At 60.5% G+C, this 23,393-nt stretch carries 19 protein-coding genes; 7 read left to right on the top strand and 12 right to left on the bottom strand.

The annotated features are described in order from the left end of the window. Positions 1-125: 125 nt before the first annotated feature. Complete coding sequence (locus ACYVIS_RS18955; protein WP_232742042.1) at positions 126-359, bottom strand: DUF6356 family protein; 234 nt, start codon at positions 357-359, stop codon at positions 126-128. Between the two features lie 147 nt (positions 360-506). Between ACYVIS_RS18955 and ACYVIS_RS18950 the strand changes: the two genes are divergently transcribed. After that, a complete protein-coding gene (locus ACYVIS_RS18950) occupies positions 507-974 on the top strand; it encodes an Lrp/AsnC family transcriptional regulator (RefSeq protein WP_232742043.1) in 468 nt (155 codons plus the stop codon). Positions 975-1,111: 137 nt separating this feature from the next. Continuing rightward, positions 1,112-2,392: a 3-oxo-tetronate kinase gene (gene otnK / locus ACYVIS_RS18945; protein WP_232742044.1), complete on the top strand. Its 1,281-nt coding sequence runs from the start codon at positions 1,112-1,114 to the stop codon at positions 2,390-2,392. A 71-nt stretch (positions 2,393-2,463) separates the two neighbouring features. Here otnK and ACYVIS_RS18940 read toward each other — a convergent pair whose 3' ends face one another. The 8 genes from ACYVIS_RS18940 to ACYVIS_RS18905 are packed head-to-tail and all read right to left on the bottom strand — an operon-like array spanning position 2,464 to position 9,980. Continuing rightward, on the bottom strand, positions 2,464-3,423 hold the full coding sequence (locus ACYVIS_RS18940) for an NAD(P)H-dependent flavin oxidoreductase (RefSeq protein ID WP_460874743.1): 960 nt from the start codon (positions 3,421-3,423) through the stop codon (positions 2,464-2,466). 15 nt (positions 3,424-3,438) lie between these two features. Next, a complete protein-coding gene (locus ACYVIS_RS18935) occupies positions 3,439-3,939 on the bottom strand; it encodes a MaoC/PaaZ C-terminal domain-containing protein (RefSeq protein WP_232742046.1) in 501 nt (166 codons plus the stop codon). Positions 3,940-3,994: 55 nt separating this feature from the next. Then, complete coding sequence (locus tag ACYVIS_RS18930) at positions 3,995-5,593, bottom strand: AMP-binding protein (protein ID WP_460874742.1); 1,599 nt, start codon at positions 5,591-5,593, stop codon at positions 3,995-3,997. Between the two features lies 1 nt (position 5,594). Further along, positions 5,595-6,308, bottom strand: coding sequence for an ABC transporter ATP-binding protein (locus ACYVIS_RS18925; RefSeq protein ID WP_232742048.1), 714 nt, complete (start codon positions 6,306-6,308; stop codon positions 5,595-5,597). Further along, a complete protein-coding gene (locus tag ACYVIS_RS18920) occupies positions 6,305-7,066 on the bottom strand; it encodes an ABC transporter ATP-binding protein (protein ID WP_232742049.1) in 762 nt (253 codons plus the stop codon). Before ACYVIS_RS18920 ends, ACYVIS_RS18925 begins: the two co-directional genes overlap by 4 nt. Beyond that, positions 7,063-7,956: a branched-chain amino acid ABC transporter permease gene (locus ACYVIS_RS18915; RefSeq protein WP_232742050.1), complete on the bottom strand. Its 894-nt coding sequence runs from the start codon at positions 7,954-7,956 to the stop codon at positions 7,063-7,065. The genes ACYVIS_RS18920 and ACYVIS_RS18915 overlap by 4 nt, the downstream gene beginning before the upstream one ends. Positions 7,957-7,960: 4 nt before the next feature. Continuing rightward, positions 7,961-8,833 carry a branched-chain amino acid ABC transporter permease gene (locus ACYVIS_RS18910; protein WP_232742051.1) on the bottom strand — a complete coding sequence of 291 codons (873 nt, stop codon included), beginning with the start codon at positions 8,831-8,833 and terminating at the stop codon, positions 7,961-7,963. A 19-nt stretch (positions 8,834-8,852) separates the two neighbouring features. Beyond that, complete coding sequence (locus ACYVIS_RS18905; protein ID WP_460874741.1) at positions 8,853-9,980, bottom strand: ABC transporter substrate-binding protein; 1,128 nt, start codon at positions 9,978-9,980, stop codon at positions 8,853-8,855. Positions 9,981-10,269: 289 nt separating this feature from the next. On the opposite strand from ACYVIS_RS18905, the gene ACYVIS_RS18900 reads away from it, so the two are divergent. Continuing rightward, on the top strand, positions 10,270-11,436 hold the full coding sequence (locus ACYVIS_RS18900; RefSeq protein ID WP_232742053.1) for a hypothetical protein: 1,167 nt from the start codon (positions 10,270-10,272) through the stop codon (positions 11,434-11,436). Positions 11,437-11,454: 18 nt separating this feature from the next. Here the strand turns inward: ACYVIS_RS18900 and ACYVIS_RS18895 are convergent, their stop codons facing one another. Together ACYVIS_RS18895 and ACYVIS_RS18890 are read right to left on the bottom strand one after the other, a co-directional pair. Next, on the bottom strand, positions 11,455-11,922 hold the full coding sequence (locus ACYVIS_RS18895) for a cyanophycin metabolism-associated DUF1854 family protein (protein ID WP_460874746.1): 468 nt from the start codon (positions 11,920-11,922) through the stop codon (positions 11,455-11,457). Between the two features lie 16 nt (positions 11,923-11,938). Further along, positions 11,939-14,188, bottom strand: coding sequence for a cyanophycin metabolism-associated ABC transporter (locus ACYVIS_RS18890; RefSeq protein ID WP_232742054.1), 2,250 nt, complete (start codon positions 14,186-14,188; stop codon positions 11,939-11,941). A 237-nt stretch (positions 14,189-14,425) separates the two neighbouring features. Between ACYVIS_RS18890 and ACYVIS_RS18885 the strand changes: the two genes are divergently transcribed. The 3 genes from ACYVIS_RS18885 (at position 14,426) to ACYVIS_RS18875 (ending at position 20,387) form a co-directional block, all read left to right on the top strand. Beyond that, positions 14,426-16,633 (top strand): cyanophycin synthetase, encoded by a 2,208-nt coding sequence (locus ACYVIS_RS18885; RefSeq protein WP_232742055.1) that lies wholly within the window; start codon positions 14,426-14,428, stop codon positions 16,631-16,633. 75 nt (positions 16,634-16,708) lie between these two features. Then, complete coding sequence (cphA, locus tag ACYVIS_RS18880; protein WP_232742056.1) at positions 16,709-19,279, top strand: cyanophycin synthetase; 2,571 nt, start codon at positions 16,709-16,711, stop codon at positions 19,277-19,279. A 547-nt stretch (positions 19,280-19,826) separates the two neighbouring features. Beyond that, entirely contained in the window at positions 19,827-20,387 is a 561-nt protein-coding gene (locus tag ACYVIS_RS18875) for a phosphonate degradation HD-domain oxygenase (RefSeq protein ID WP_460874740.1), read from the top strand. Positions 20,388-20,396: 9 nt separating this feature from the next. Here the strand turns inward: ACYVIS_RS18875 and ACYVIS_RS18870 are convergent, their stop codons facing one another. Continuing rightward, positions 20,397-22,118, bottom strand: a complete 1,722-nt coding sequence (locus tag ACYVIS_RS18870; protein ID WP_460874739.1) for a methyl-accepting chemotaxis protein — start codon at positions 22,116-22,118, stop codon at positions 20,397-20,399. 415 nt (positions 22,119-22,533) lie between these two features. On the opposite strand from ACYVIS_RS18870, the gene ACYVIS_RS18865 reads away from it, so the two are divergent. Beyond that, positions 22,534-23,361, top strand: coding sequence for a transporter substrate-binding domain-containing protein (locus ACYVIS_RS18865; protein WP_370635901.1), 828 nt, complete (start codon positions 22,534-22,536; stop codon positions 23,359-23,361). The last annotated feature ends 32 nt before the right edge of the window (positions 23,362-23,393 follow it).

Raw genomic sequence — 23,393 nt, 5'->3', positions numbered from 1 at the left:
GCCAGGACCGGACGAGGCGAGCCCACCCCGCCTGGGCCGCCACCCCCGCGTCTTAAGAACACAGATGACGAAGACAGCCATAAGGCGCCCCCAGTACACCGCCTATCGACCTCCCAAGACGGTATCTACGGACGCCGAGATGCCGCGCGGACGCGATTGGCCACCATGCGGTCGTACAGACGCGAGATCGCGGTGCTGCCGGTCTTGACGAAAAGAAAAGGAAAAATGCCGTGGATCAGGGCGGCCAGCGATGCCAGCAGCATGGACGAGCCAAATGAAAACGAGGCCGCCATATGCTCGAAGTAGTTTTCCCCGACCGAGGCGGGATGCGCCCTGAATAACTGGAATAGCCTGCTCATAATGGTCACCCGATTGCCTGCCTGTTGCCGCGTGTGATTTTTGCCCTGCGGATAGCAATCATTATGGCGTTTCCCGGATAGAAAAGGCATCCAAAAATCGCCGTATAATTCGATATAATGAGAAAAATATTCTCATAAATAGCAAATATGGATAAAAAAGATACTCAAATATTGGCTCTATTGCAAAATGACGCTTCAATCAGCCTGCACGATCTTGCGAAAGCCGTCAGCCTCTCGCCCACTCCGTGCTGGCGTCGGGTCCAGAAGCTGCGGGAAGAGGGGGCGATCCGGCAGCAGGTGGTCCTGTGCGACCCGGCAAAACTCAATCTTGGGCTGACGGCGTTCGTGGCCATTCGAGCCAGCCAGCACAACGATGCATGGACGACGCGTTTTGTCGAAGGGGTGCGCGATATCCGGGAAATAGTCGAGATCTACCGGATGTCGGGCGAAGTCGATTACCTGCTCAAAGTGGTGGTCCCCGACATCGCCGGCTACGACGGCGTTTACAAGCGTCTGATCAAGGTCGCGGAATTATTGGACGTCAGTTCCAGCTTTGCGATGGAAGTGGTCAAACATACGACAGCCCTGCCGCTGGATTATGCAATCAGAAACTAGAAAAGCTCGAGTCACTGGACGAGACTTTTACGATATTCTTCAATAACAGGATGATCGCGACAAGGGTGGTCATGCTCGCCTGTTGAAGTTTGCTGTTTATGCCCCTTCTCAAGCGCAAATAATCAAGGAATCAATTCATGGCAATCAAGCTGGGCTGTATTGCGGACGATTTCACCGGCGCAACGGATCTTGCGAACAATCTGGTGCAGGCGGGAATGCGCGTGCTGCAGGCCATGGATGTGCCCGGCGAGCCTTTGCGCTCGGATGTGGATGCGGTGGTTATTGCGCTCAAGTCTCGAACCATACCCGCCGCGGATGCGGTCAAGGAATCGCTGGCGGCGCTGCGGTGGCTTCGAGCCCAGGGAGCCGCGCAGATTTACTTCAAGTATTGCTCGACGTTCGACAGTACCAAAGAAGGCAATATCGGCCCGGTCACGGAAGCCCTGATGGACGCCCTGGATACCCGCTTCACCATTGCCACGCCAGCGTTTCCGGACAATAAAAGAACGGTTTTCAAAGGCTACCTGTTTGTCGGCGACGTGCTGCTGAACGAAAGCGGCATGCAGAATCACCCACTTACACCCATGACCGACTCGAACCTGGTCAGGGTCATGCAGGCTCAGTGCGCGCGCAAGGTGGGGCTGATCGACTACACCGTTGTGCAAAAAGGCGCTGATGCTGTGCGACAGCGCGTAAGTGAGTTGCAGGCCAGCGGGGTTGCCATTGCCCTGGTCGATGCGCTGTCCAATCATGATCTGGCGACGCTGGGGGCGGCATTCAAGGATCTGCCGCTGGTGACCGCCGGATCGGGCCTGGCTATTGGCCTGCCGCAGAATTTCGGCCTGGCGCCTTCCGGCCAGGCGGCCAGCTTGCCACCCGGCTCGGGTGCGCGGGCCATCGTGTCGGGCAGCTGTTCCGAGGCCACCAATGCGCAGGTGGCCGCATTCATGGCCTCGGGCCACGCCGCCCTTGCCCTGGATCCATTGCAAGGCGCATCGGGAGCCGACGTGGTGGGCGCCATTCTGGCGCAGGCGGTTCCTTTGCTGGAAAAAGGGCCGGTGCTTGTCTATTCCACGGCGGACGCGGCGGCCGTCAAGACTGTGCAGGAAAAATTGGGCGTGGCGCAAGCGGGCGCCTTGATCGAAGAAACCCTCGCCGCTATCGCTCGCGGCCTGGTGCGGCACGGTGTGGCGCAATTGATCGTGGCGGGAGGAGAGACATCGGGGGCTTGCGTGCGGGCCCTGGGCATTTCGCAAATGCAGATTGGGCGCCAGATCGATCCGGGAGTGCCCTGGTGTTTTGCACAGACCCGTGTTCCCGATAACAAGGGCATTCATATTGCCCTGAAGTCGGGCAATTTCGGCAGCGAGGATTTCTTCACAAAAGCGTTTGACTGCCTTGCCGGGCAGACCGCATAAAGCCCGCCCTTGCTTGCCGTGCCGCCACGGCGCAATGGCGTCGGATTTAGGCGCCGATTATCCCCGGGGCCTCAGTCTTGTGCCAGGGCCTGCAATTGGCGCAGCGCCTGCCGGTATTCTTCACGCAGCCGCGCCACAATCTGCTTTACCGGCAAGACGGAGTCTATGTTCCCCACGCCTTGCCCGCTGCCCCAGATGTCCTTCCATTTCTTGGGTTTGCCGATGTTCATGCTGTCGAGGCCGCCGCCCGACAGGTTGTCGGGATCGAGCCCGGCCGCCACGATGCTGGGCTTCAGGTAGTTTCCGCTGACGCCTGAAAAATAAGGCGTATAGAGGACATCGGCCGCCGTGGTGTCGACGATCATCTGCTTGTAGGCGGATACGGCGCCGGATTCGTCGGAGGCAATGAAGCGCGTGCCTATGTAGGCCAGGTCGCAACCCATGGCCTGGGCCGCCAGAATGGCGCTGCCGTTGGTGATCGATCCGGCCAGGACCAGCAGGCCGTCGTAGATGGCCCTGACTTCGTTCACCAGGGCGAAGGGGCTTAGCGCGCCAGCATGGCCGCCAGCCCCCGCGCATACCAGGATCAAGCCGTCCACGCCTGCCGCGATGGCCTTCTTTGCGTGGCGCATGGTGGTGACGTCGTGCAGGACCAGGCCGCCGTATCCATGCACGCGTTCGACCACGTGCTCGGGCGAATGCAGCGAGGTAATGACAATAGGTACGCGGTGCCGTACGCAGACATCCATGTCGTGCTGCAGGCGTTCGTTGGTTTGATGCACGATCAGGTTGACGGCGTATGGAGCGGGCTGTTCGCCGGGATGTTCGGCGCGGTAGCGGCTCAGGCCTGCTTCAATGTCATTGAGCCATTTCTCGAATTCTTCCTGCGGCCGCGCGTTCAGGGCCGGGAACGAGCCTACGATGCCGGCGCAGCACTGGGCGATGACCATGGATGGGTTGGATACCAGGAACATCGGCGAGCCGATAACGGGCAAGGCGAGTTTGCTTTTGAGCGAGGTGACTTGGGGCATGCGAAACCTATCGATCTAAGTATGTGATGGGGCGTCGCCTTGAGGCGTGTCGGCCTGCTTCTTTGCCGCGCCCTGCCGGGACAGGACCAGAGCATCGCTTTCGCCCTCCTGCACCACGGCGCCGGCCTGGTTGATCAGTTGGAAGCGCCGTCCCAGCTTGCCGCTGTTGCCGCTTTTGCCGGGCTCGACAGAGGTAATGGTCAGCCGCAAATGGATGGTGTCGTTGACCAGCAGCGGCGCAAGGAAATTCCAGTTCCGGAAGCCCAGCATCGCAATGATCGAGTCGTGGAATATGCCCAGTTCGTGCAGCATGCCGGTGCTGACGGCAATGCCGAGCACGCCATGCACGACGCGTTCGCCATAGCGTGTCGACCGTGCATATTCCGAGTTGGCATGCAAGGGATTCCAGTCGCCCGACAGCATGGAGAAAAAGGTCAAATCGGTTTCCGTAATCGTTCTGCCGCCGCTTTCGAATGTTTGTCCGACAGAAAAATCTTCCAGATAATAGCTAGTCATGCGAGGTATTCCTGTTCAGCGTGAGTGGGGGCATAGTACCTGGGCGGCCCGGGCTTCAACTTGCCTGCGCCAATTTTTGCATGGCCATCTCGCGCAGTTTGGTACGCTGTATTTTGATGCCGTTGGAGCTTTGGGTGGTAGGGAATTCGTTTATGGCCCAGAAGCGGGCCGGCACCTTGAATGCGGCCAGGGAATCGGCCACGCCGGCGGCCAGTTGTTGCTCATCCAGGGCGTGTCCGGGCCGCAGCACCACGAAAGCCGCGCAACGGGCCTGGCCTTTGATGTCGACGCCTACGACTTGCGCGTCGACCACGCCGGGCAGATGTTTCAGCACGTCTTCGATTTCCACCGGGTTGACCAGATAGCCCGCCAGTCGCATGGCATCGCCCTGGCGCGTCAGGTAGACAAAACTGCCATCGTCACGCAGATACCCGACGTCTCCGGTCGTGAAGAAGCCTTCTTCGTCGATGGCCCTGCGGGTCGCTTCGGGATTGTTCAGGTAGCCGGCGAAGTTGGTGGCCGCGCGAATCTGGATAATGCCGCTTTGACCCGTGGGCAGGACCTTGCCCGTGTCGATATCGCGTATGCGGATTTGCGCATCGCGGCTGCAGGGGAGGCCGCCGCCCTTCAGTCTTTCAGATAGAGGCGCGTCGGGGGGCTGCACTGAAAAAAGGGCTTGCACTTCACTGGATCCGTACAGGCCCAGCATGGGAATCCGGCGCTGCCACGCCTGGCGGGCAAGCTCTTCCGCGCCCGGCTGGAAAGAGGCAAAGCCGAAGAGGCGGGCCGAAGGGAATGGCGGGCTGCCTTCGGCATGGTCGATAATGCGGCGATACATTTCATCGCTGCCGAACATATGCGTGACGCGGTGCCGATTGATGAGGCGTACCGCGTCGGCACTGTCGAAGGTATCCATGATGACGACCGGCTTTCCCGCGGCGAATGCCGCGACAGTGGCGTTGAAACCGAATACGCCGCAAAAGGGCAGTATAGCCAGCAGGCATGCGCCATCGTCTTCGAGGCCCAAGGCTTGCGCCACGCGCTGGCAGTGCAGGGCGATGGTGCGCTGTAAATGCATGACGAGCTTCGGGCCGCTGGTCGTACCCGAGGTGGCGAACAGTATGCTCAACGAGTCGGCGCTGCCGACTGTCGGCGCATCGCCATCGGGCAGGTCGGCCAGATTGAGGGCCGTGGTGGGCGCGTTGAGTACTGTGCCGGGCAGGTCGCCGCCGGCTCGATTGACGACGGCGACGCGTGTCAGTGCCCGCGCGGAGGCCGGGCTGACATCGGCCAGCACTGAAGGAAAATCGATCTTGCGGAAATTCAGCTCCAACACCAGCAGCTTCGCCTGGGAGCTTTCCAGGATGTCGCTCAGTTCGTGCGAGCGGTAGCGCGTATTCACGGCCACCAGCGTTGCGCCAAGCTGCGCCAGCCCGAAATACAGGGTGAGCCATTCTATGCGGTTGACCAGCCACACAGCCACCTTGTCGCCGGGCGCTATGCCCTGTGCGTGCAGCCAGACGGCGGTTTTGCGGCACATGGCGGCGAATTCGCCATAGGTGATTTCATGATCGCCGTCGATAAAAGCGACATCGTTGGCATGTGTGCGGGCATGATGCGCCAGCAATTCCGGCATGCTCTGGTACAACGGCATATCAGTAAAGCTCCATAAGTTTCGCGTTATCGGAAAGCTCCGCAGGCAGGGCTTCGCGGATAATGGCGCCAGACTTCATGACCACGACGCGATCCGAAATCTTGAGCGCCTCTTTGACGTTCTGCTCGACCAGGAGGATCGACATGCCGGTATTGCGTTGCAATTCGCGGATGGGCAGCAGCAGGTCCTGGAACAGCTTGGGAGCCAGGCCGATGGAGGGTTCGTCCATCAGCAGGCATCGCGGCCGGCTGAGGAGCGCGCGCCCGATGGATACGATTTGCTGCTGTCCGCCCGACAGCGTGCCGGCCCGCTGCTGATAAAAGCCGCCCAGCGCCGGCAATACCGACATGACCCATGCCAGCCGTTCGGCACGCTGCTGCACCGGAATACCCACGGCCCACAGGGCCATTTTCATGGTTTCCGCCACGGTCAGCCCGGGGAAAATCCCCCGCCCTTCAGGGACCAGGGAGAGCCCCGCCGCCGTCAGGGTGCGAGGCTCGATGGCATCCAATGGCTTGCCGTCGAGGAAAATCCGCCCACCCTGATGCGGAATCAGCCCGAACAGGGCTTTCAGCAGCGTCGATTTGCCCGCGCCGTTGTGCCCGATGAGGCACAAGACTTCGCTGGAGCGCAATTCGAAATTGAAATCGTTCAGGACGGGCCTGCCGCCATAACCCACCACCAGGCCTTGCGTTTTGAGCACGGCGTCGCTCATGTCGGTTGCTCCCCGAAGTAGATGGCGGCCAGGTGCGGGTCGTTCAGCACGGTGCCGGGGTCGCCATCGGCCAGCAGCCTGCCCTGGTCGAGGAAGGCAATCCGATCGGAAATGCCGATCACGATATCCAGGTTGTGCTCGATGATGCAGACGGTGACGCCCTTTTTCACTTCACTGCGCAGCAGTTCGAGAAACAGCTCGTAGGATCCCCGGTCGAGCCCCGAAGCGGGTTCGTCCAGCAGCCACATCTGGGCATCGGTGGCCATGATGCGCGCCATGCTCAGGAACTTGCGCTCGGCATAGGCGAGATCGATGGCCCGCACCTTGGCTTTGTGGCTTAGGTGGGTTCGGGCAAGGATATCCGCGACGCGCTCGCGGCGTGCCGTGTGGCCGGCGCGTCCGCCCGGTTGCCACAGCCAGGATACCGGTTCCATGACGCACAGGACGTTTTCCTCGACCGTCATTTGATCGAAAAGGCGCAAGTCCTGGAAGCTGCGGGCAATGCCCTGGCGTGCGATCTTCCAGTGCGGCCTGCCGACGATGGATTCCCCTTTCCACAGGATATCGCCGCCGGTCGGCGCGAGATAGCCGGTAATCAGGTTGAACAGGGTGGTCTTGCCGGCGCCGTTGGGGCCGACCAGTGTCGTGATGACACCGGCGCGCATATCCAGCGAGACATTGTTGGTAACCTGCAGGCCGCCGAAATTCTTGTTGAGATTGCTGATGCGCAGCAATACTTGATTGTCCGGATCGGTCATGGTTCCCCCTGATTTTTCCGGGCGCTCACCAGGCCGCCTGGCCGGAAGATCATCAGCAGGACCATGGCCGCGCCGTAGGCGATCTGCTGGATGGCGCCGATTTCGGTTTGCGGCAGGAACCACATGTAGCTGAACAGGCTGGGCAGCAGCATGAGCAATACAGTGCCCACGATGGGTCCGAGCAGAGTGCCTGTGCCGCCGATGATGACCATGGCCATGAGCAGCACGGACGTATCCAGCGTAAAGCTTTCCACATTGATGAAGCCCAGGTAGAACGCGTAAAGGGCTCCCGCTATGGCGGCCAGCGCCGACGAAATCATCACCGACAGCGTTTTGATGACGGCTACATTCTTGCCGAAGGCATGAGCGGCCGATTCGCTGTCGCGTATCGCTTTAAGATTGCGGCCGAAGCTGGAACGCAACAATGTGTTGGTGACCAGGATGACCAGCACCAGGCACCCCGCCGCCAGCAACAGGAATTGGACTGGATCGGTGATGGCGTGGCCGAACAGGTCTGCGGGGGGGATGCCGATAACGCCGCCCAGGCCGCCGGTGAATGATTTCCATTCGGAAAAAATCGTGACGCCCAGCACCTGCAGGCCCAGCGATGCCGCGACGAAATATTCGCCCCGCACCCGCAGGGCCGGCAAGGCCAGAATCAGCGAGAGCAGGCCCGCGGCCACCATGGACACCGGTATGGCCAGAAACAGCGATGCACTGGCATGCAGCGCGAAGTAAGCCGCCGTGTAGGCGCCCACACCAAAGAAAATGGCATGGGCAATAGAGAAAATGCCCGCGTAGCCCATAATGAAATTAAGCGTTATGGCCAACACCGCATTGATGCACATCAGCGTCGCGAGGTTCAGGATGTAGGCAAGCATTTTTTCCATGCCCTCACGAAGTAATGGCGCGGCCGAAGAAGCCGGAAGGCCGGAACAGAATGAACAGGAACAGTACGATGAAGGTGACGGCTTCGCTCCATTGCGGTTCCAGGTAGAGCAAGGCCAGGTTCTCGCTCAAGCCCAGAAGCAGGCCGGCGCACGCGGCGCCGCGCAGGCTGCCCACGCCGCCCACGATGGTTGCGGCCAGGCTGATCAGCATGACGTGATGAGTAACCGCCGGATTCAGCCCCGAACTGGCTGCGCTGAGTATCGCGGCCGGCACGGCCAGCAGGGACCCCAATGCGAATACGATGGTCGACAGGCGTCGCGGGCTAAGGCCATAGACACGGATAAGCTCGGGGTTTTCGGACAAGGCCCGCATGCCCATGCCTATATGGGTGCGCATCAGGAAAAGCTGCAGGGCTCCAAAAAAAACAATGGCACAAACAATGGCAATGCCCGACAAAGGCGATACGTACAGGCCGGGTATCAGTTCGGCGCTGCGCGACAAAGGCGTCGAAACAGAGACAAAGCCGCGGCCGAAGATCATGCCGATCAGGTTTTGAACGATGATTCCGATACCCAGCGAGGCCACGAATACCGTGAAGAAGGAGCCCTCATGGCGCTGGATGGGGGCGTATACGAACCGATCCAGCAAGACGCCGAAGACGACGGCCGCCAGGGCGGCGCCCAGTACGGCAAGGAGCCAGTGCAGGTGCGCCACCGAATATACGTAATAAAACACGTAGGCGGCGATGGTGAAGGTGGCTCCGTGGGCAAAATGGAACACCCTGGTCGAGCCGAAGATCAGCGAGAAGCCGACCGCGATGAGCGCGTACAGCGCGCCCACCTGTATCCCGTTGATCAGGAGCTGTAGCAGCAGCATGGAGCGGGTCCTTGCGGTATTACTGGGAAACTACAGAGACTACCTTGCCGCCCTTGCCGTCGACTTCATTGACCTGCATGGCACTGATCACCGTGCCGTTGCTGGCAAACGTTGCCTTGCCGCCAACCAGGTCGAAAGTCTTGGTTTCGATGCGCTGGGCCAGCAGGTTTTCGCCCGTTACGGGTTTGCCCTGCTTTTCCAGTTGCTGGGCCAGCAGGCCGAACAGGCGAACGGCGTTGTAGTAGTTGGCCACGTAGGCCGTGGGCATCTTGTTGTATTTCTTTTTGTAGTCGTCGACAAAGCGCTTGGTTACCGGGTCGGTGGAGTTCCAGTCGACGTTCTGGGTGGTGTAAAGCGCGCCCGCGGCTTCGGGAAGCTTGTTGATTTCGGGGATGGAAAATGCGCTGTAGCTGACGAGCTGCTGTTTCAGGCCGTTATCGCGGAATTGCTTCACGATTTGAGCTTCTTGCGAGCCATAGGACGCGATATAGATGGCGTCGGGTTTGGCGGCGCGCACGCGTGCTGCGATGCCGCTGAATTGCTGCGATGAGGCAGGCACCGACAACGCTTCGACCAGTTCGCCGCCCGCCTTGGGCAGCGTGTCGGTCATTTCCTTGCGTATGGACGCACCCAGCGGGTCGTCGACGTAGACCAGTACGAAGCGTTTCAGCTTGCGTTCCTTGATCAGGTACGGAATGATCGCTTTGACTTCAAAGTTGGCCAGAGGGATGATGTTCCAGAAATACGGGCCGAGGTCCGCCAGGTCGGGGCCGACGCCGCCGCCATTGATGGCCACGGTCTTGGTTCGTGCCGCGGTGGTGGAAATGGCTTTCGAGACACCCGTGAACGCCGAAAGCACATAGGGCACCTTGGTCACATTGACCAGCTTGTTCATGCCTATGACGCCCTGCTGCGGCAAGGCCTGGCTGTCTTCGTACTGGATAGTCAGTTTTTCCTTCAGGATTTTGTCGGCATTGATATGCTCGGCCGCCAGATTCGCGCCCGTGCCGAAAATGTCGCCATACGTGGCATTCGGGCCGCTCATGGGAAACAGGGCGCCTATCTTGAGATCGGCGGCCTGTGCGCACGCCCCCCATGTCGCAAAGGCAAGCAGGCTGATGGAAAGCGTTTTCTTGGCAAAAATCATGGTTTTGTCTCCGGAATCATTCTGACGTGAATCGCCACTAAGTGGGCTCGGTCGATAGATTTATTATCGGCATCGCAGCGGGTCGCTACTCGCCTCAGTGTGCCCCGTGAAGGCGCAAGCTGCAATTAGTTTTTAGAAAAGAGCGTATTAGTGTTCGCTTAATACAAAGGTTAATACAAAGGTGGCGGCACAGAGGCCGTCGCATGCTATCGGCCCTCGGTTCGAGGTAATATTGCGCTTCCCGAGATTGCCGATCGATCATTGCCCCTCTGTGGAGAGGAACCCAACTATGAATGAAGCCACCCAGCCCGTTGCACCTAGCCTTGGGGGAATTCAGCTTCATTGCGACGCGCCGCACGAACTCGATACGCTGCAGGAGTCTTTTCTGCGGTATCTCAAAGCCCTTGACCTTGACCGATATGTACAGGTGGGCCGTGAGGCCGGCGAGCGTGGCCGCTACCTTCGCTTCCGCCTGGACGAATCGTACGCCCGCGACTGGACGCCCGATTTCGACACCACGCAGCTTTGCCGGAAGCTGGGGCTGGATACGCAAGGCAAACCCGATGATCTGGAGCGCGAAATTCTGCTGGCCATGTTGGCAGGCCCGATTGCGTTTCCCTTTCCCAGCTACGAAGAGCTGGTATCGGGCGTGCGGATACGGGCAAATATTGTCGAGGGGGGGCGCAAAACAGTGCTGGCCTTCGATACGGAGCATGCGGAGCGTCCCAAGGAATGCTGGGAATATTCCGAGCAGCGCGGCTTTACCTTGCGGCCCGGCCAATCCCTGATTGCGTCCCTGGAAAAGACCACGCAGCCGGGGTCGTCCGGCAAGCTTTATTCGTTTTCCTGTTATCGGGCCACCGAATACGTCATGCTGCTGGGCATTGCCAGGGAGCTGGCAAATTGCAATCCGCCGCTCATGAGCCGGCTGCAGGAGCAATGGGGAATACGGGCCATCATGTCCGGAGAATTCCACGATATATTCCTGCACGAATATGGTTCCTTGAGCGATCCGCTGCCGTTCAAGTATTACGTGCCGGGCGACCGCCTATGGTTTCGCAACCCCGATGAGCATTCCTCGAATGTCGAGGGCTACGAAGGCTCCTGGGTATTCTATCTGGGCGATGGGCTGTTCACGAACTTCTGGAAGCCGGGCCAGCACTACACCCTGACCAGCAAATGCGTGGAGCTCTTCCACTGGCGCAATGGGGTGTATCGGGGCCAGGACGGCAAGCTGCAGATCGACGAAGATGTCGTCGACGAGCGGGTGCGGCAGTCTTTGCGGGATCCGGCCGAAGTGGCGGCGATTCTGGAAAAGATGATGCGCCTGCGCGAACCGGCCGGAGTCTATGTGGACGGTGGATGCGTGGACGCCACGCGTGAATACGTACGCTGCGTGTGCCCGGGAACCAACGCGATGGTGTTTCCCGGCAACGCACCGCCGCCGCCCGACTGAGGTTTTGCGGCGCGCCGATTACAGGAAGTGGTCGAGCAGCCGGCGGCTGGTCTTGTCCAGCGCCGGGACATCGCGAATCAGGTACTGGACTCCGTGGTTGTCGGCAATCAGCAGGGTAGACGCCGATAGCCGGCGGATATCCTCTTCGGCCTTGAGCACCAGCTCGACATCGCCGCGGTCTGTTTCCACCTGCCAGCGGCTGGGCGTGGCAAAGCTGGAGACGTGCCGGATACGGCGCACCTCGGGCATGAATTCGCGGCTGGCCAGTTCTTGCGTCAGCAATTCGCGCGCGTCGCCGGGCAGTTCTTCCAGGGAGTCCATCCAGACCAGTTCGGCGCCGTCCGGTCCCATCAGGGCAATGCCTTGGTCTGGCGCGGAAATGGGGAAACTGCGCACCGGCACGACGGCGTTGTAGACGCGGCCGTCGATAGTGAGCACCAGACGCCCGAACGGGTCGCGATTGAGGCGGAAATCGTGGCTGATCATCGTTTCACCGTTGTATTCATTCAATTTCGCTTTCGTCGTCTTCAGCCCATTCGCCGTCGCTCGATATGGGTTCTTCTCCGCGGGCCTGGGCCTGGTATAGGCGGGAATAGGCGCCGTTCTGTGCGAGCAGCTCGTCGTGCCGTCCCACTTCAACGATGTTCCCGTGATCGAGTACGACCAGCCGATCGGCCTGGCGCAGCGTGCTCAGGCGGTGGGCAATCGAAATGGTGGTGCGGCCCCGCACCAGGTTGTCGAGCGCTTTCTGGATTTCGTTTTCGGTTGCTGTGTCGACCGACGAAGTGGCTTCGTCGAGAATCAGTATGCGCGGATTGATGAGCAGCGCGCGGGCAATGGAAATGCGCTGCCGCTCGCCGCCCGACAAGGCTTGCCCGCGCTCCCCTACCAGCGAATCGTAGCCATGCGCCAGGCGCAGAATGAATTCATGGGCATTGGCGGCGCGCGCCGCCGCAATGATTTCCTGTCGGCTGGCCTCGGGTTTGCCATAGGCGATATTTTCGGCGATGGTGCCGAAAAACAGGAATGGCTCTTGCAGCACCAGGCCGATATTGCGTCGATATTCGGAAATGGGGAGCGAGCGGATATCGACGCCGTCGATGCATATTGCACCTTGCGAGACATCGTAGAAGCGGCAGATCAGGTTCACGAGCGTGCTCTTGCCCGAGCCGCTGTGGCCCACCAGGCCTATCATCTCGCCGGGCGCGATATCCAGGTTGATTTCCTTGATGACGGAGCGGTTGCCGTAGCGAAAGCCGATGCGGCGCAGTTCGATGCGCCCTTCCACGTGGGCGATATGAACCGGGTTGAGCGGTTCTGGAACGCTGGACACATGGTCCAGTATGTCGAAGATCCGTTTGGCGCCGGCAGCCGCTTTTTGCGTGAACGAAACGATGCGGCTCATGGAGTCGAGCCGGATATAGAAGCGGCTGATGTAGGTCAGGAATGCGGTGAGCACCCCCACGGTGATCTCTTCGTACGAGACCAGCCATATGCCGAAGGCCCACACGACGAGCAGGCCGATTTCAGTCAACAGGGTGACCGTTGGGGTAAACAGCGACCACACCGTGTTGACTCGATCGTTGACGAGCAGGTTGCGGTTATTGGCTTCCCGGAAACGGGCCACTTCCCGTCGTTCCTGCGCAAACGCCTTGACGACCCGGATGCCGGGAATCGTATCGGCCAGCACATTGGTAATCTCGGACCAGATGCGGTCGACCTTTTCGAAGCCATGACGCAGACGGTCGCGCACCAGATGGATAAGCCAGGCAATGAACGGCAAGGGAATCAGGGTGGCCAGGGCCAGCCAGGGATTGATGGCAAGCAGGATCGCGGCGGTCATGACGATCATCAGCACATCGGTGGCGAAATCCAGCAGATGCAGCGAGAGAAATATGCAAATGCGGTCGGACTCGGAGCCGATCCGGGCGATCAGGTCGCCGGTGCGCTTGCCGCCAAAATATTGCAGGGAAAGTTTTTGCAAATGCTGGTAGGTTGCGGTGCGCAGATCGGCCCCGATGCGTTCACTGACCCACGCCAGGATATAGGTACGTCCCCAGCCCAGCAGCCAGGCAAGCAGGGACGACGCCAGCAGCCCGCCCAGGTACAGCCTGACCAGGCCGTAATCGATCGGAGCGCCGTTCTGGAATGGGATCAGCACATTGTCCATGAGCGGCATGGTCAGGTAGGGCGGCACCAGCGCCGCTGCCGTCGAGGCAAGCGTCAGCAGAAAGCCGACCAGCAAGGGCATGTGATAGGGCCTTGCAAAGCTCCATAGGCGCAGCAAGGCCCAGGTCGACGGCGGCGACTGCAGTTCCTGGGTTCTGCTCAAGTGTGCTTCGGCCCTGGATGCGGCCGCCTTGCCGTGCAGAGCGACATCGCGCTGATGATCGAACTGCGCAATCAGCCGCATGGCCGCCGGATTATGGCCTAGTGTGTAACGCCAGTTTGCCAGGCGCGCGTGCGCATCATGCAATTCCAGGCTACCGACGCCGCCGTGATCCTGGTGACGCAGCACCAGCCCTTCCTGGAATGGCCATGACTGCCAGTCCGATTCGCCCGGAGCCCTGGCCAGCAGTTGGCGCTCGGTGACTGCGATCAGGCCGGCGGCGAAATGCAGGCGAGTGTCCAGATCCGTCTCTAGCCAGGCGAGGACGGTTTCCTGCCCGGTCAGGCGGGACTCCAGGGATTTGCGCCAGGCATCCGGCAAATCGCCGACGGCGGCGCCGGCATCGTTCAATTCAGTTTTCATTGGTCCCGCGAGATCTGTCCCCATATAAAGGGAATCTTCGAATGATAGTGCGTTATTGCCACACTGGAGGGCCTTGTGTGGCATGGGGGCAAGGATTTTAATGTGGTTTTTTTACGTCTGAAGTTACAATTTTCTCCTCTTTAGCTACGCTTAGCAAACACCTAGCTGAATAATTGGCGTTAAATACCTTCCATTTCCCTATTTCGATCCTGCTCGCCACGTCTCCACCATTCAAAGATGAAAAAGAAAAACATTGAGTTCATCAATATGCTGTTTTTGCGTGGACCGGGCATTTGGGCCTATCGGCCCGTCATTGAAGCCTGGGTCGATATCGGCGAACTGGAGGATTACCCCTCTAACACGATCCCCGGTTTCTACGAGCGCCTGGTTGAGTGGCTGCCTACCCTGATCGAGCATCGCTGCAGTGTCGGCGAACGCGGCGGCTTTCTGCAGCGTGTGCGCCAGGGCACCTGGGCCGGGCATATTCTCGAGCACGTTACCCTTGAACTGCAGAGCCTGGCCGGCATGCCGGGCGGCCTGGGCCGGGCTCGCGAAACCCCGGTGCGCGGGGTCTATAAAGTCATAGTGCGCGCCTGGCACGAGCCGCTGACGCGCGCCGCGTTGTATTCGGCGCGCGACCTGGTGATGGCGGCGATAGAAGACCGGCCGTTCGATGCGCCGGCGGCCATCGCCGAGTTGCGCGCGCTGGCCGATTCCTTGCGGCTGGGCCCCAGTACCGCTTGCATCGTCGATGCGGCCGACGACAGGGATATTCCCATGACCCGCCTGAGCGAAGCGAACCTGGTTCAACTGGGTTATGGGGCGCGTCAGCGCCGCATCTGGACGGCGGAAACCGATCGCACCAGTGCCATTGCCGAAGGCATTTCGCGCGACAAAGACCTGACCAAAAGCCTGTTGCAGGCCTGCGGCGTGCCCGTTCCCGAAGGGCAGCTGGTTGAAAGCCCGCAAGAAGCCTGGGAGGCGGCCGAGTCGATTGGCTTGCCGGTGGTTGTCAAGCCTTGCGACGGCAATCACGGGCGCGGCGTTTTTACCAATCTGGCTACGCAGTCTGAAATAGAAACGGCGTATGGCATTGCGGTCGATGAAGGCAGCGGCGTCGTGGTTGAACGTTTTATCCGGGGCGATGAGCATCGCCTGCTGGTGGTGGGCGATCGCATGGTGGCCGCGGCGCGCGGTGACGCGGCCGTTGTGGTGGGCGATGGCAGCTCCACCATCGAGCAATTGATTGAAAGCCAGTTGAACTCCGATCCGCGGCGCGGGCGCGATGAAGATCACCCGCTCAATTTCATCCGGCTGGATTCGGCGGCCCGGCTTGAGCTCGCCCGCCAGAACCTGGCTCATGACTCCATCCCCGCGGTGGGCGTTCAGGTGCTGATCCAGCGCAATGGCAATGTGTCCATCGATGTCACCGATGCCGTGCACCCCAGTGTCGCCGCCGCGGTGGCGCTCGCGGCACGCGTGGTCGGCCTGGATATTGCCGGCGTCGATCTGGTCGCCGAGGATATTTCGCGGCCGCTCGAGGCTCAGCGCGGCGCCATCGTCGAAGTCAACGCGGGCCCCGGCCTGCTCATGCATTTAAAGCCGGCTGCCGGCCAGCCCCGGCCGGTCGGACGAGCCATTGTCGACCACTTGTTCCCTGAAGGCGACAGCGGCCGTATCCCGATTGTGGGGGTCAGCGGAAGCAAAGGGAAAACAACGGTTGCGCGTCTGGTTGCACGGTTGCTGCAATTGAGCGGCCAATACACCGGGCTGGCCTGCAGCAGCGGGCTGTTTTTCGCCAAACGGCATGTCGAGAAAACGGATTGCGCCAACTGGGCCGCGGGGCACCGGGTGTTGATCAATCGGGCCGTGCAGGCCGCGGTTATCGAAAACAGCAATCGCACGATTCTGAGCGAGGGCCTTGCTTACGATCGATGCCAGGTCGGGATCGTGACCAATCTCGATCCGGCCGATATCCTGCCCGAATTCTATGTGCATGAGCCGGAGCAGATCGCCACTGTCTTGCGCACTCAAGTCGATGTGGTGCTCCCCGGCGGCACGGCTGTACTCAATGCCGACGACCCGCTGCTCGCCAATATGGCGTCGCTGTGCGATGGCGCCGTTGTCTTCTTCGGCATGGACGATACCGGATCAACCATGGCCGAACATCTGGCGGGCGGTGGGCGTGCCGTATTCGTGCGCGATGCCTGGGTCGTGCTGGCCGATGGCCGCACTGAAACGCGCCTGACTGAAATCTCTTCGATTCCCCTGACCGAGGGCGGCCAGATCGTCTTCCAGATCCGCAATGTTCTGGCTGCGGTGGCGGCGGCCTGGGCCCTGGACATTGCCCCGGATCTGATTCGTGCGGGCGTGGAAACCTTTGGTGCGGAGCCGACCGATTCGGCCTTGGAAAATGCGTCGCCTGTGCTGGAAATATCGGGCTGAAGCCCGGCTGTTCTTCTTGAATGACATCAATAAAAAGCCCGCGGCGGCAATTGTGGCGATAAGGGAAATCGATTAATGGAAGTGTCACGTGTACGGACCCTGCGCGGCCCTAATCTCTGGTGCCGGCAAACGGCGATCCAAGCCATTGTGTCCTGCACCGAGGCCGAAAGCGTCATCGGCGACATGGATGTGTTTGAAACCCGGTTGCGGGCGCGTTTTCCCGATATCGATATTCTGAATCCCGCCGGCCAGGATCAGGCCAATTCAATGGCCCGCATCCTGGCCTATGCGGCCCTGGGGCTTCAGGCCCAGGCCGGTTGCCCGGTAACGTTCAGCAGGATTTCGCCCACCGTCGAACCGGGCGTGTATCAAGTCATTGTCGAATACAGCGAAGAGTCCGTCGGCCACCTGGCCTTTGAGTTGGCCGAGCAATTGTGTATCGCGGCCATGCAAGACGCGCCTTTCGATCTGGCCGATGCGCTGGCGCGTTTGCGCGAATTGAATGAGGATGTGCGTTTGGGGCCCAGCACCGGAGCCATAGTCCAGGCCGCATTGAAGCGCGGTATTCCTTATCGCCGCCTGACCCAGGGCAGCGTGGTGCAGTTCGGCTGGGGCAGCAGGCAGCGGCGCATCCAGGCCGCCGAAACCGACCGCAGCAGTGCGATTGCCGAGTCGATTGCGCAAGACAAAGAGCTGACCAAGTCGCTGCTTGCCGCGGCGGGCGTGCCGGTGCCGGATGGACGTTGTGTTGCCAGTGCCGAAGAGGCTTGGCAGGCAGCCGTGCAGATTGGCAGCCCGGTGGTCGTCAAGCCGCGCGACGGCAACCAGGGCAAAGGGGTGTCTGTCAATGTGCAAGGGCGGGACCGGGTGCTGGCGGCCTATGAACTGGCCAGCACCAATAGTTCCGACGTCATTGTCGAGCGTTACTTTCCCGGTCACGATTTCCGCCTGCTGGTGGTGGGCGACACCCTGGTTGCCGCGGCGCGTCGCGATCCGCCGCAGGTCATCGGAGACGGCAGGCACAGCATTGCGCAACTGGTGGAACTGATCAATGCCGACCCTTTGCGCGGCGAAGGTCATGGCACTTCCCTGACTAAAGTGCGGCTCGACGATACCGCCATGGCCACCATGGCCTTGCAAGGCCATAGCGCCGATTCGATTCTGAAAAAAGGCGTCCTGGTTGTGTTGCGCAATAATGCCAACCTCAGCACGGGAGGAACCGCCACGGATGTGACCGACCATGTACACCCGGAGCTGGCGGCCAGCGCCGTTGCCGCGGCACAGATGGTCGGGCTGGACATTTGCGGCATCGATCTGGTCAGCCAGAACGTCTACGAACCGCTGGACAAACAGGGCGGTTGTATTGTCGAGGTCAATGCCGCGCCAGGCCTGCGCATGCATCTGAGCCCGTCGTATGGCAAGGGGCGCGCCGTGGGCGACGCGATTATCGACAATATGTTCGCCGAAAATGAAAACGGCCGCATCCCCGTGGTCGCGGTTGCCGGCACCAATGGCAAGACGACCACCGTGCGCCTGATTGCCCATTTGCTTGCCGGCACCGGACGGCGTGTGGGCATGACCAATTCCGACGGCGTGTATATCGGTGCCCAGCGCATCGACACGGGCGATTGCAGCGGGCCTCGCAGCGCCCGCAATGTGCTGCTGCATCCCGATGTCGATGCGGCGGTATTCGAAACCGCGCGCGGCGGCATCCTGCGCGAGGGGCTGGGCTTCGATCGCTGCAATGTCGCGGTGGTCACCAATGTGGGCACGGGGGATCATCTGGGCCTGAGCTTTATCAGCACGGTGGAAGATCTGGCCATCGTCAAGCGGGTCATTGTCGAAAACGTGGCCCCGGATGGATGGGCGGTGTTGAATGCGGCCGACCCTATCGTCGCGGCCATGGCCGAGAATTGTCCGGGGTCGGTCATCTATTTTGCTCACGACCGGAGTCATCCGCTGCTGGCGACGCATCGCGCGCAAGGGCGGCGCGCGGTCTATGTCGATGGCGGCGATATTGTCCTGGCCGAGGGCCGCTTCGAGCATCGCATTGCGCTGGCCGACATTCCCCTTACCCGCCAGGGCACCATCGGCTTTCAGGTCGAAAATGCCATGGCGGCCCTGGCCGCCGCCTGGGCGCTGGATCTGGATTGGGAAAGCCTGCGGACAGGGGTGGGTTCTTTTGTCAGCGATGCCCAGACGGCGCCGGGCCGCTTCAATGTTTTTTCCTATCGGGGTGCGACGCTGGTTGCCGATTACGGCCACAATCCTGATGCCATCCAGGCTCTGGTGCAGGCGCTGGCCACGATGCCTGCTACCCGACGCAAAGTGGTGATCAGCGGGGCTGGCGACCGGCGCGATGTCGACATCCGCCGCCAGACGGAGATATTGGGCGATGCTTTCGACGAGGTAATCCTGTATCAGGACATGTGTCAGCGCGGCCGTGCCGATGGCGAGGTGCTTGCTTTGCTTCAGGAAGGCTTGGTCAGCGCGCGGCGAACCACTGATGTGCAGGAGATCCGCGGAGAGTTCCTGGCCATCGATACCGCGCTGGGCGAATTGCAGGCTGGCGAATTGTGCCTGGTTCTGGTCGATCAGGTGGAGGAAGCGTTGGCGCACATTGCGCAGCGGATTGCGGAGGGCTAGAAGATTTTTGGTTCTAGCGTTTACTGAGCTGGACGTGTTTTGGTGGCTTTCGTTTTGAGCTGTTTTTAGGCTTGATTTGTGGCTTTGGGCTGTGTTGTCTGTGTGAGCGGATGTCTGTTGTGTGAGCGGACGTATTTCTATAAAGACGCCGCAGGGTGGGCGGTGCAGTGCAGTCCGGCACGTCCAGCGGTCGGCTAGCTGCGCTATCCGACTACCCGGGTCTGCCTCGTCCAGGCGGGCGTCGGGCGAACTCGCCCGGCCTCGCGAGGCCGGGCTCAGACAGCGCCCGCCGACACCCCCCGCCTTCCCTTCGTCAGCCCCCGGCGCTGGACTACCGCCGGACTGCACAGCACCGCCCACCCTGCGGCTGCATTGAGGGAATGCATCGAGAGATACCTTGGAGTCATACCTCGGTTTTCGTTGCGTCCTCGGGCAAATCGAGCCTGTTTGCGCATCGCGGCTCAGCGCCTCGATATCCCGCGGTCCTTTTCACTGTGCTGTCACATCGGGGCGATATTCTTGGGTTCCACAAAAATAAGGACTCCCCATGGCCCTCAGCCTCGCCGACATTCGTTCCTTGTTTCAGGAGTATGGTTCTTCGCTGTATAGCGGCGAAGCGGTGACGCAATTGGAGCATGCGCTTCAGACGGCGTCCCTGGCTGAACGAGAAGGCGCGTCGAAGGCCTTGATAGCGGCATCGTTGTTGCATGACCTGGGCCATATCTTGTGCCTGCTGCAGGCTGCGAGCGCCCAGCCCAAGCTGGGAACGGACGATCTGCATCAGTTTTATGCCCTGCCGTTTCTGCAGTCGACATTGCCCGACGCCGTGCTCGATCCCATCAAGCTTCATGTCGACGCCAAGCGCTGCCTGTGCGCCATTGACAGTGGCTATTACTCGACTCTGTCGCCCGCTTCCGTTCAGAGTCTGCGGTTGCAGGGCGGCGTCTTCAATGCGGCGGACGCCGAGAGTTTTCTACAGCGTCCTTTTGCCCAGGACGCCTTGCGCCTGAGGCGCTGGGATGACAAGGCCAAGATACCGGGCGCCGCGACGCCCGATCTTGAACATTTCCTGGCCATAGTCGCCGATGTACAAATGGCCCATGCCTGACTTTATGCGTCAACAGCGTGCGCCCACAAGGGCCGCGTTCGCGGCGCCGAGTGCGATGGGGTGCTTGCTTCGCTCGGACAGGGCCGGGGCGGCGTTGGCGGGGCCATCAATGTCGGCATGTTGAATAGGCTGCTCCAGCCTGAACTGATACACCGCAGCCTCCAGTCCATCTGCCTGTTCCTGTTGGGCCAGGGTGGCTTGGGCCGAGTCCTGCACCAGGCTGGCATTGTGCTGGGTGATGCCGTCCATCTGGCTTACGGCCAACGCAACTTGATGGATACCGCTGGCTTGCTCGTCCGATGCGGCGGTGATTTCGCTCATGATGTCGCTGACCTGCTGTACCGACCGCAGGATCTCTTCCATCGTGGCGCCGGCGCTGTCGACCAGGCTGCCGCCCGCGTCGATTTGAGTCACCGAGTGATCGATCAGGGATGCGATTTCCTTGGCTGCGCTGGCCGAGCGCTGGGCCAGGCTCCGAACTTCGGATGCGACGACGGCAAATCCCTTGCCCTGTTCGCCGGCACGCGCGGCCTCGACCGCGGCATTGAGCGACAGGATATTGGTCTGGAAGGCGATGCGGTTGATGACATCGATAATCGTGACGATTTGACGCGAGCTTTCCCGTACGGCGTGCATGGTGGTCACCGCTTTTTGAACGGCCTGACTGCCGCGCAGGGCATTTGTTCTGGCGGTTTGGACGAGCATGTTGGCCTGCAGGGCGTGGTCGGCGTTTTGCTTGACCGTGACGCTCAATTCTTCCATGGAGGCCGCGGTTTCCTGCAGGCTGGCGGCCTGAGCGGCGGTGCGGTGCGACAGGTCGACATTGCCGCTGGAGAGGCGGCGCGAGGCCGTGGCAATTTGTACGCTGCGGTCGCGTACGTCCCGGACCACATGCTGCAGGCTTTGGCCTATGCCATTGAGCGCGCGCAGCAGGCTGCCGAGCTCGTCGCGGCGCTCAACTTCGGCCTGGGCGGTAAGATCGCCGGCGGCAATCCGCTGGGCGACCCGTACCCCCTGGTCCAGAGGCCGCTTGATGGCTCTATATAAACAGAACAGGGCCAGCGCGCTGCTCAGGAGCAGGGCAGTCAGCGCGAACGACGCAATGCGATAGGCTGTCCGGCTGGCCAGGTCGGCGGCCAGGACATCGGTGGCAAAGCGGTTGGCTTGCTGCCGATCGAAATCATCGATGGTTTTTGAAATATCGTTTGCGGCATTGGCGTACTGCTGTCCGAATACCATGACCTTGGCCAGCATGGGATCGGGCAATTTGACTTTGATGCCGCCTTGGCCGTCGTCGAATTGTCCGCTGGCGGTGCTGATGGCTTCGATCTGGGTTTGGGCGAGCTTGGCCGATTGGGCGAAGGCGGAATCGATTTTGGCGGTTTCTTCCGGAGAGAAGCCGGCACGATCCAGTTCTTCCCTGAGCGATGTTTTCTTTCCTTGCGCATCGGGCGCTGAGCCTTCCATGACGGCGAGACGATGCCGGTAGCTTTCTTCGAATTCAGGCTGTCCGCTGGCCACGAAAGCCATCGCGTCGCGGGTCTGGTTCTGCGCATATAGCTTGAATTCAGTCGCGAGATGGGTGGCGTGGTAGCGTTGATCTTCGATGCGTTTTAAATGCTGTATAGCCCGCGTCAGGTTTTCAAGGGCTCCGAAGGCCAATAGGGAAAACAGTAGCAGGACGGCCAGAATACCGATGAAACTGTTTTTTAGAGTGAACCATTTTTTCATGCAAAGACCTGTATGGATGCGTGGTGTGTGCGGCGAGAATTATTGCATCGCATCATTACAGATTAGGGACAGGCATGCCGCGCGCATTGCCCCCGCGCGAATGCCGTAATGCCCGTGGCGCGGCTGCGAGGCCCAGCCTTGCGCCAGGCGGTATCCGCGCCGCCGGAACGCTCCAGAAGGACCTGATGCCGGGTATTTCCCGCCCGCCCTTATCTGCGTGTTTACCCCTAATTTCGGGCTCTTCGGCAGGATGCCGCCGGAAATCGGTTGACACCCAAAAGCTTATGTATATACTTTTCATTGGGCGTGATAAAAAGCCCTGCGCAAGCAAAATAACCAGTGATCGGCAAGCCGGCAAAAAGTATCCCTGTGTGTGATACAAAGGCTTTCCATCTATAGCGAGGAGTGCAAGGAAATGCGTGTGTTCTCAACTTTGAAATTATGTCTGGCCACGGCGTGTCTGGCGGTTGCCGCCATGCCGGCTCACGCCGACGACCAGTTGGCCAGGGTCAAGAAGGCCGGCGAACTGGTTCTGGGCACGGAAATGCAGTTTGCGCCCTTCGACTTCCTGAAGGACGGCAAGCAAGAGGGTTTCAACAAAGAGCTCTTTGCCGAAGTGGGAAAAGGCCTGGGTGTGAAAATCCGTTTTATCGACTTGCCCTGGCCCAGCGTGCTGCCCGGCCTTGACGCCAAGAAATTCGACATGGTGGCGGGGCCTTTGAACGTGACCAAGGCGCGCATGGAACGCTACACTTTCACCTTGCCGATTGCCGACGGCACCGTAGCCCTGCTCAAGCGCACCAGCGACAAGGCATTGCAAAAGCCCGCGGACATCGCTGGCAAAGCGGTGGGCGGAGGCAAAGGCTCGGCGCAGCTCGAACAGTTGAAGGAGTTTGCCGATACCTTGAATCCCAAGCCGCAGATCAAGGAATACATCGATAACAATCAGGCCTATGCCGACCTAGCCGCCGGGCGTATCGTGGCGGTAGGCAACTCGCTGACCAATATCGCCTATGTGGCGCAGCAGCGGCCCAAAATGTTCACGGTGGTCAAGCCGGCGTTTGGCAAGAAAGTGTATTTCGCCTACATGGGCCTGAAAGGCGCCGACAGCAAGCCCCTGCTCGACGCCATCGACAAAGTCATCCTGGCCATGCATAAAGACGGCCGCCTGGCCGCCTTGCAGAAGAAATGGTTTGGCGTGGAAATGGATGTGCCTACCGGGCCTTTCGTGCCCAACGTGTAGTATTTTCTTCCCGGGCCCCGGCACACAAAGGT

Source organism: Paralcaligenes ginsengisoli, assembly GCF_054781135.1.
Note: the sequence above shows the minus strand (reverse complement) of the source record. Positions and strands in the feature narration are given on the sequence as shown.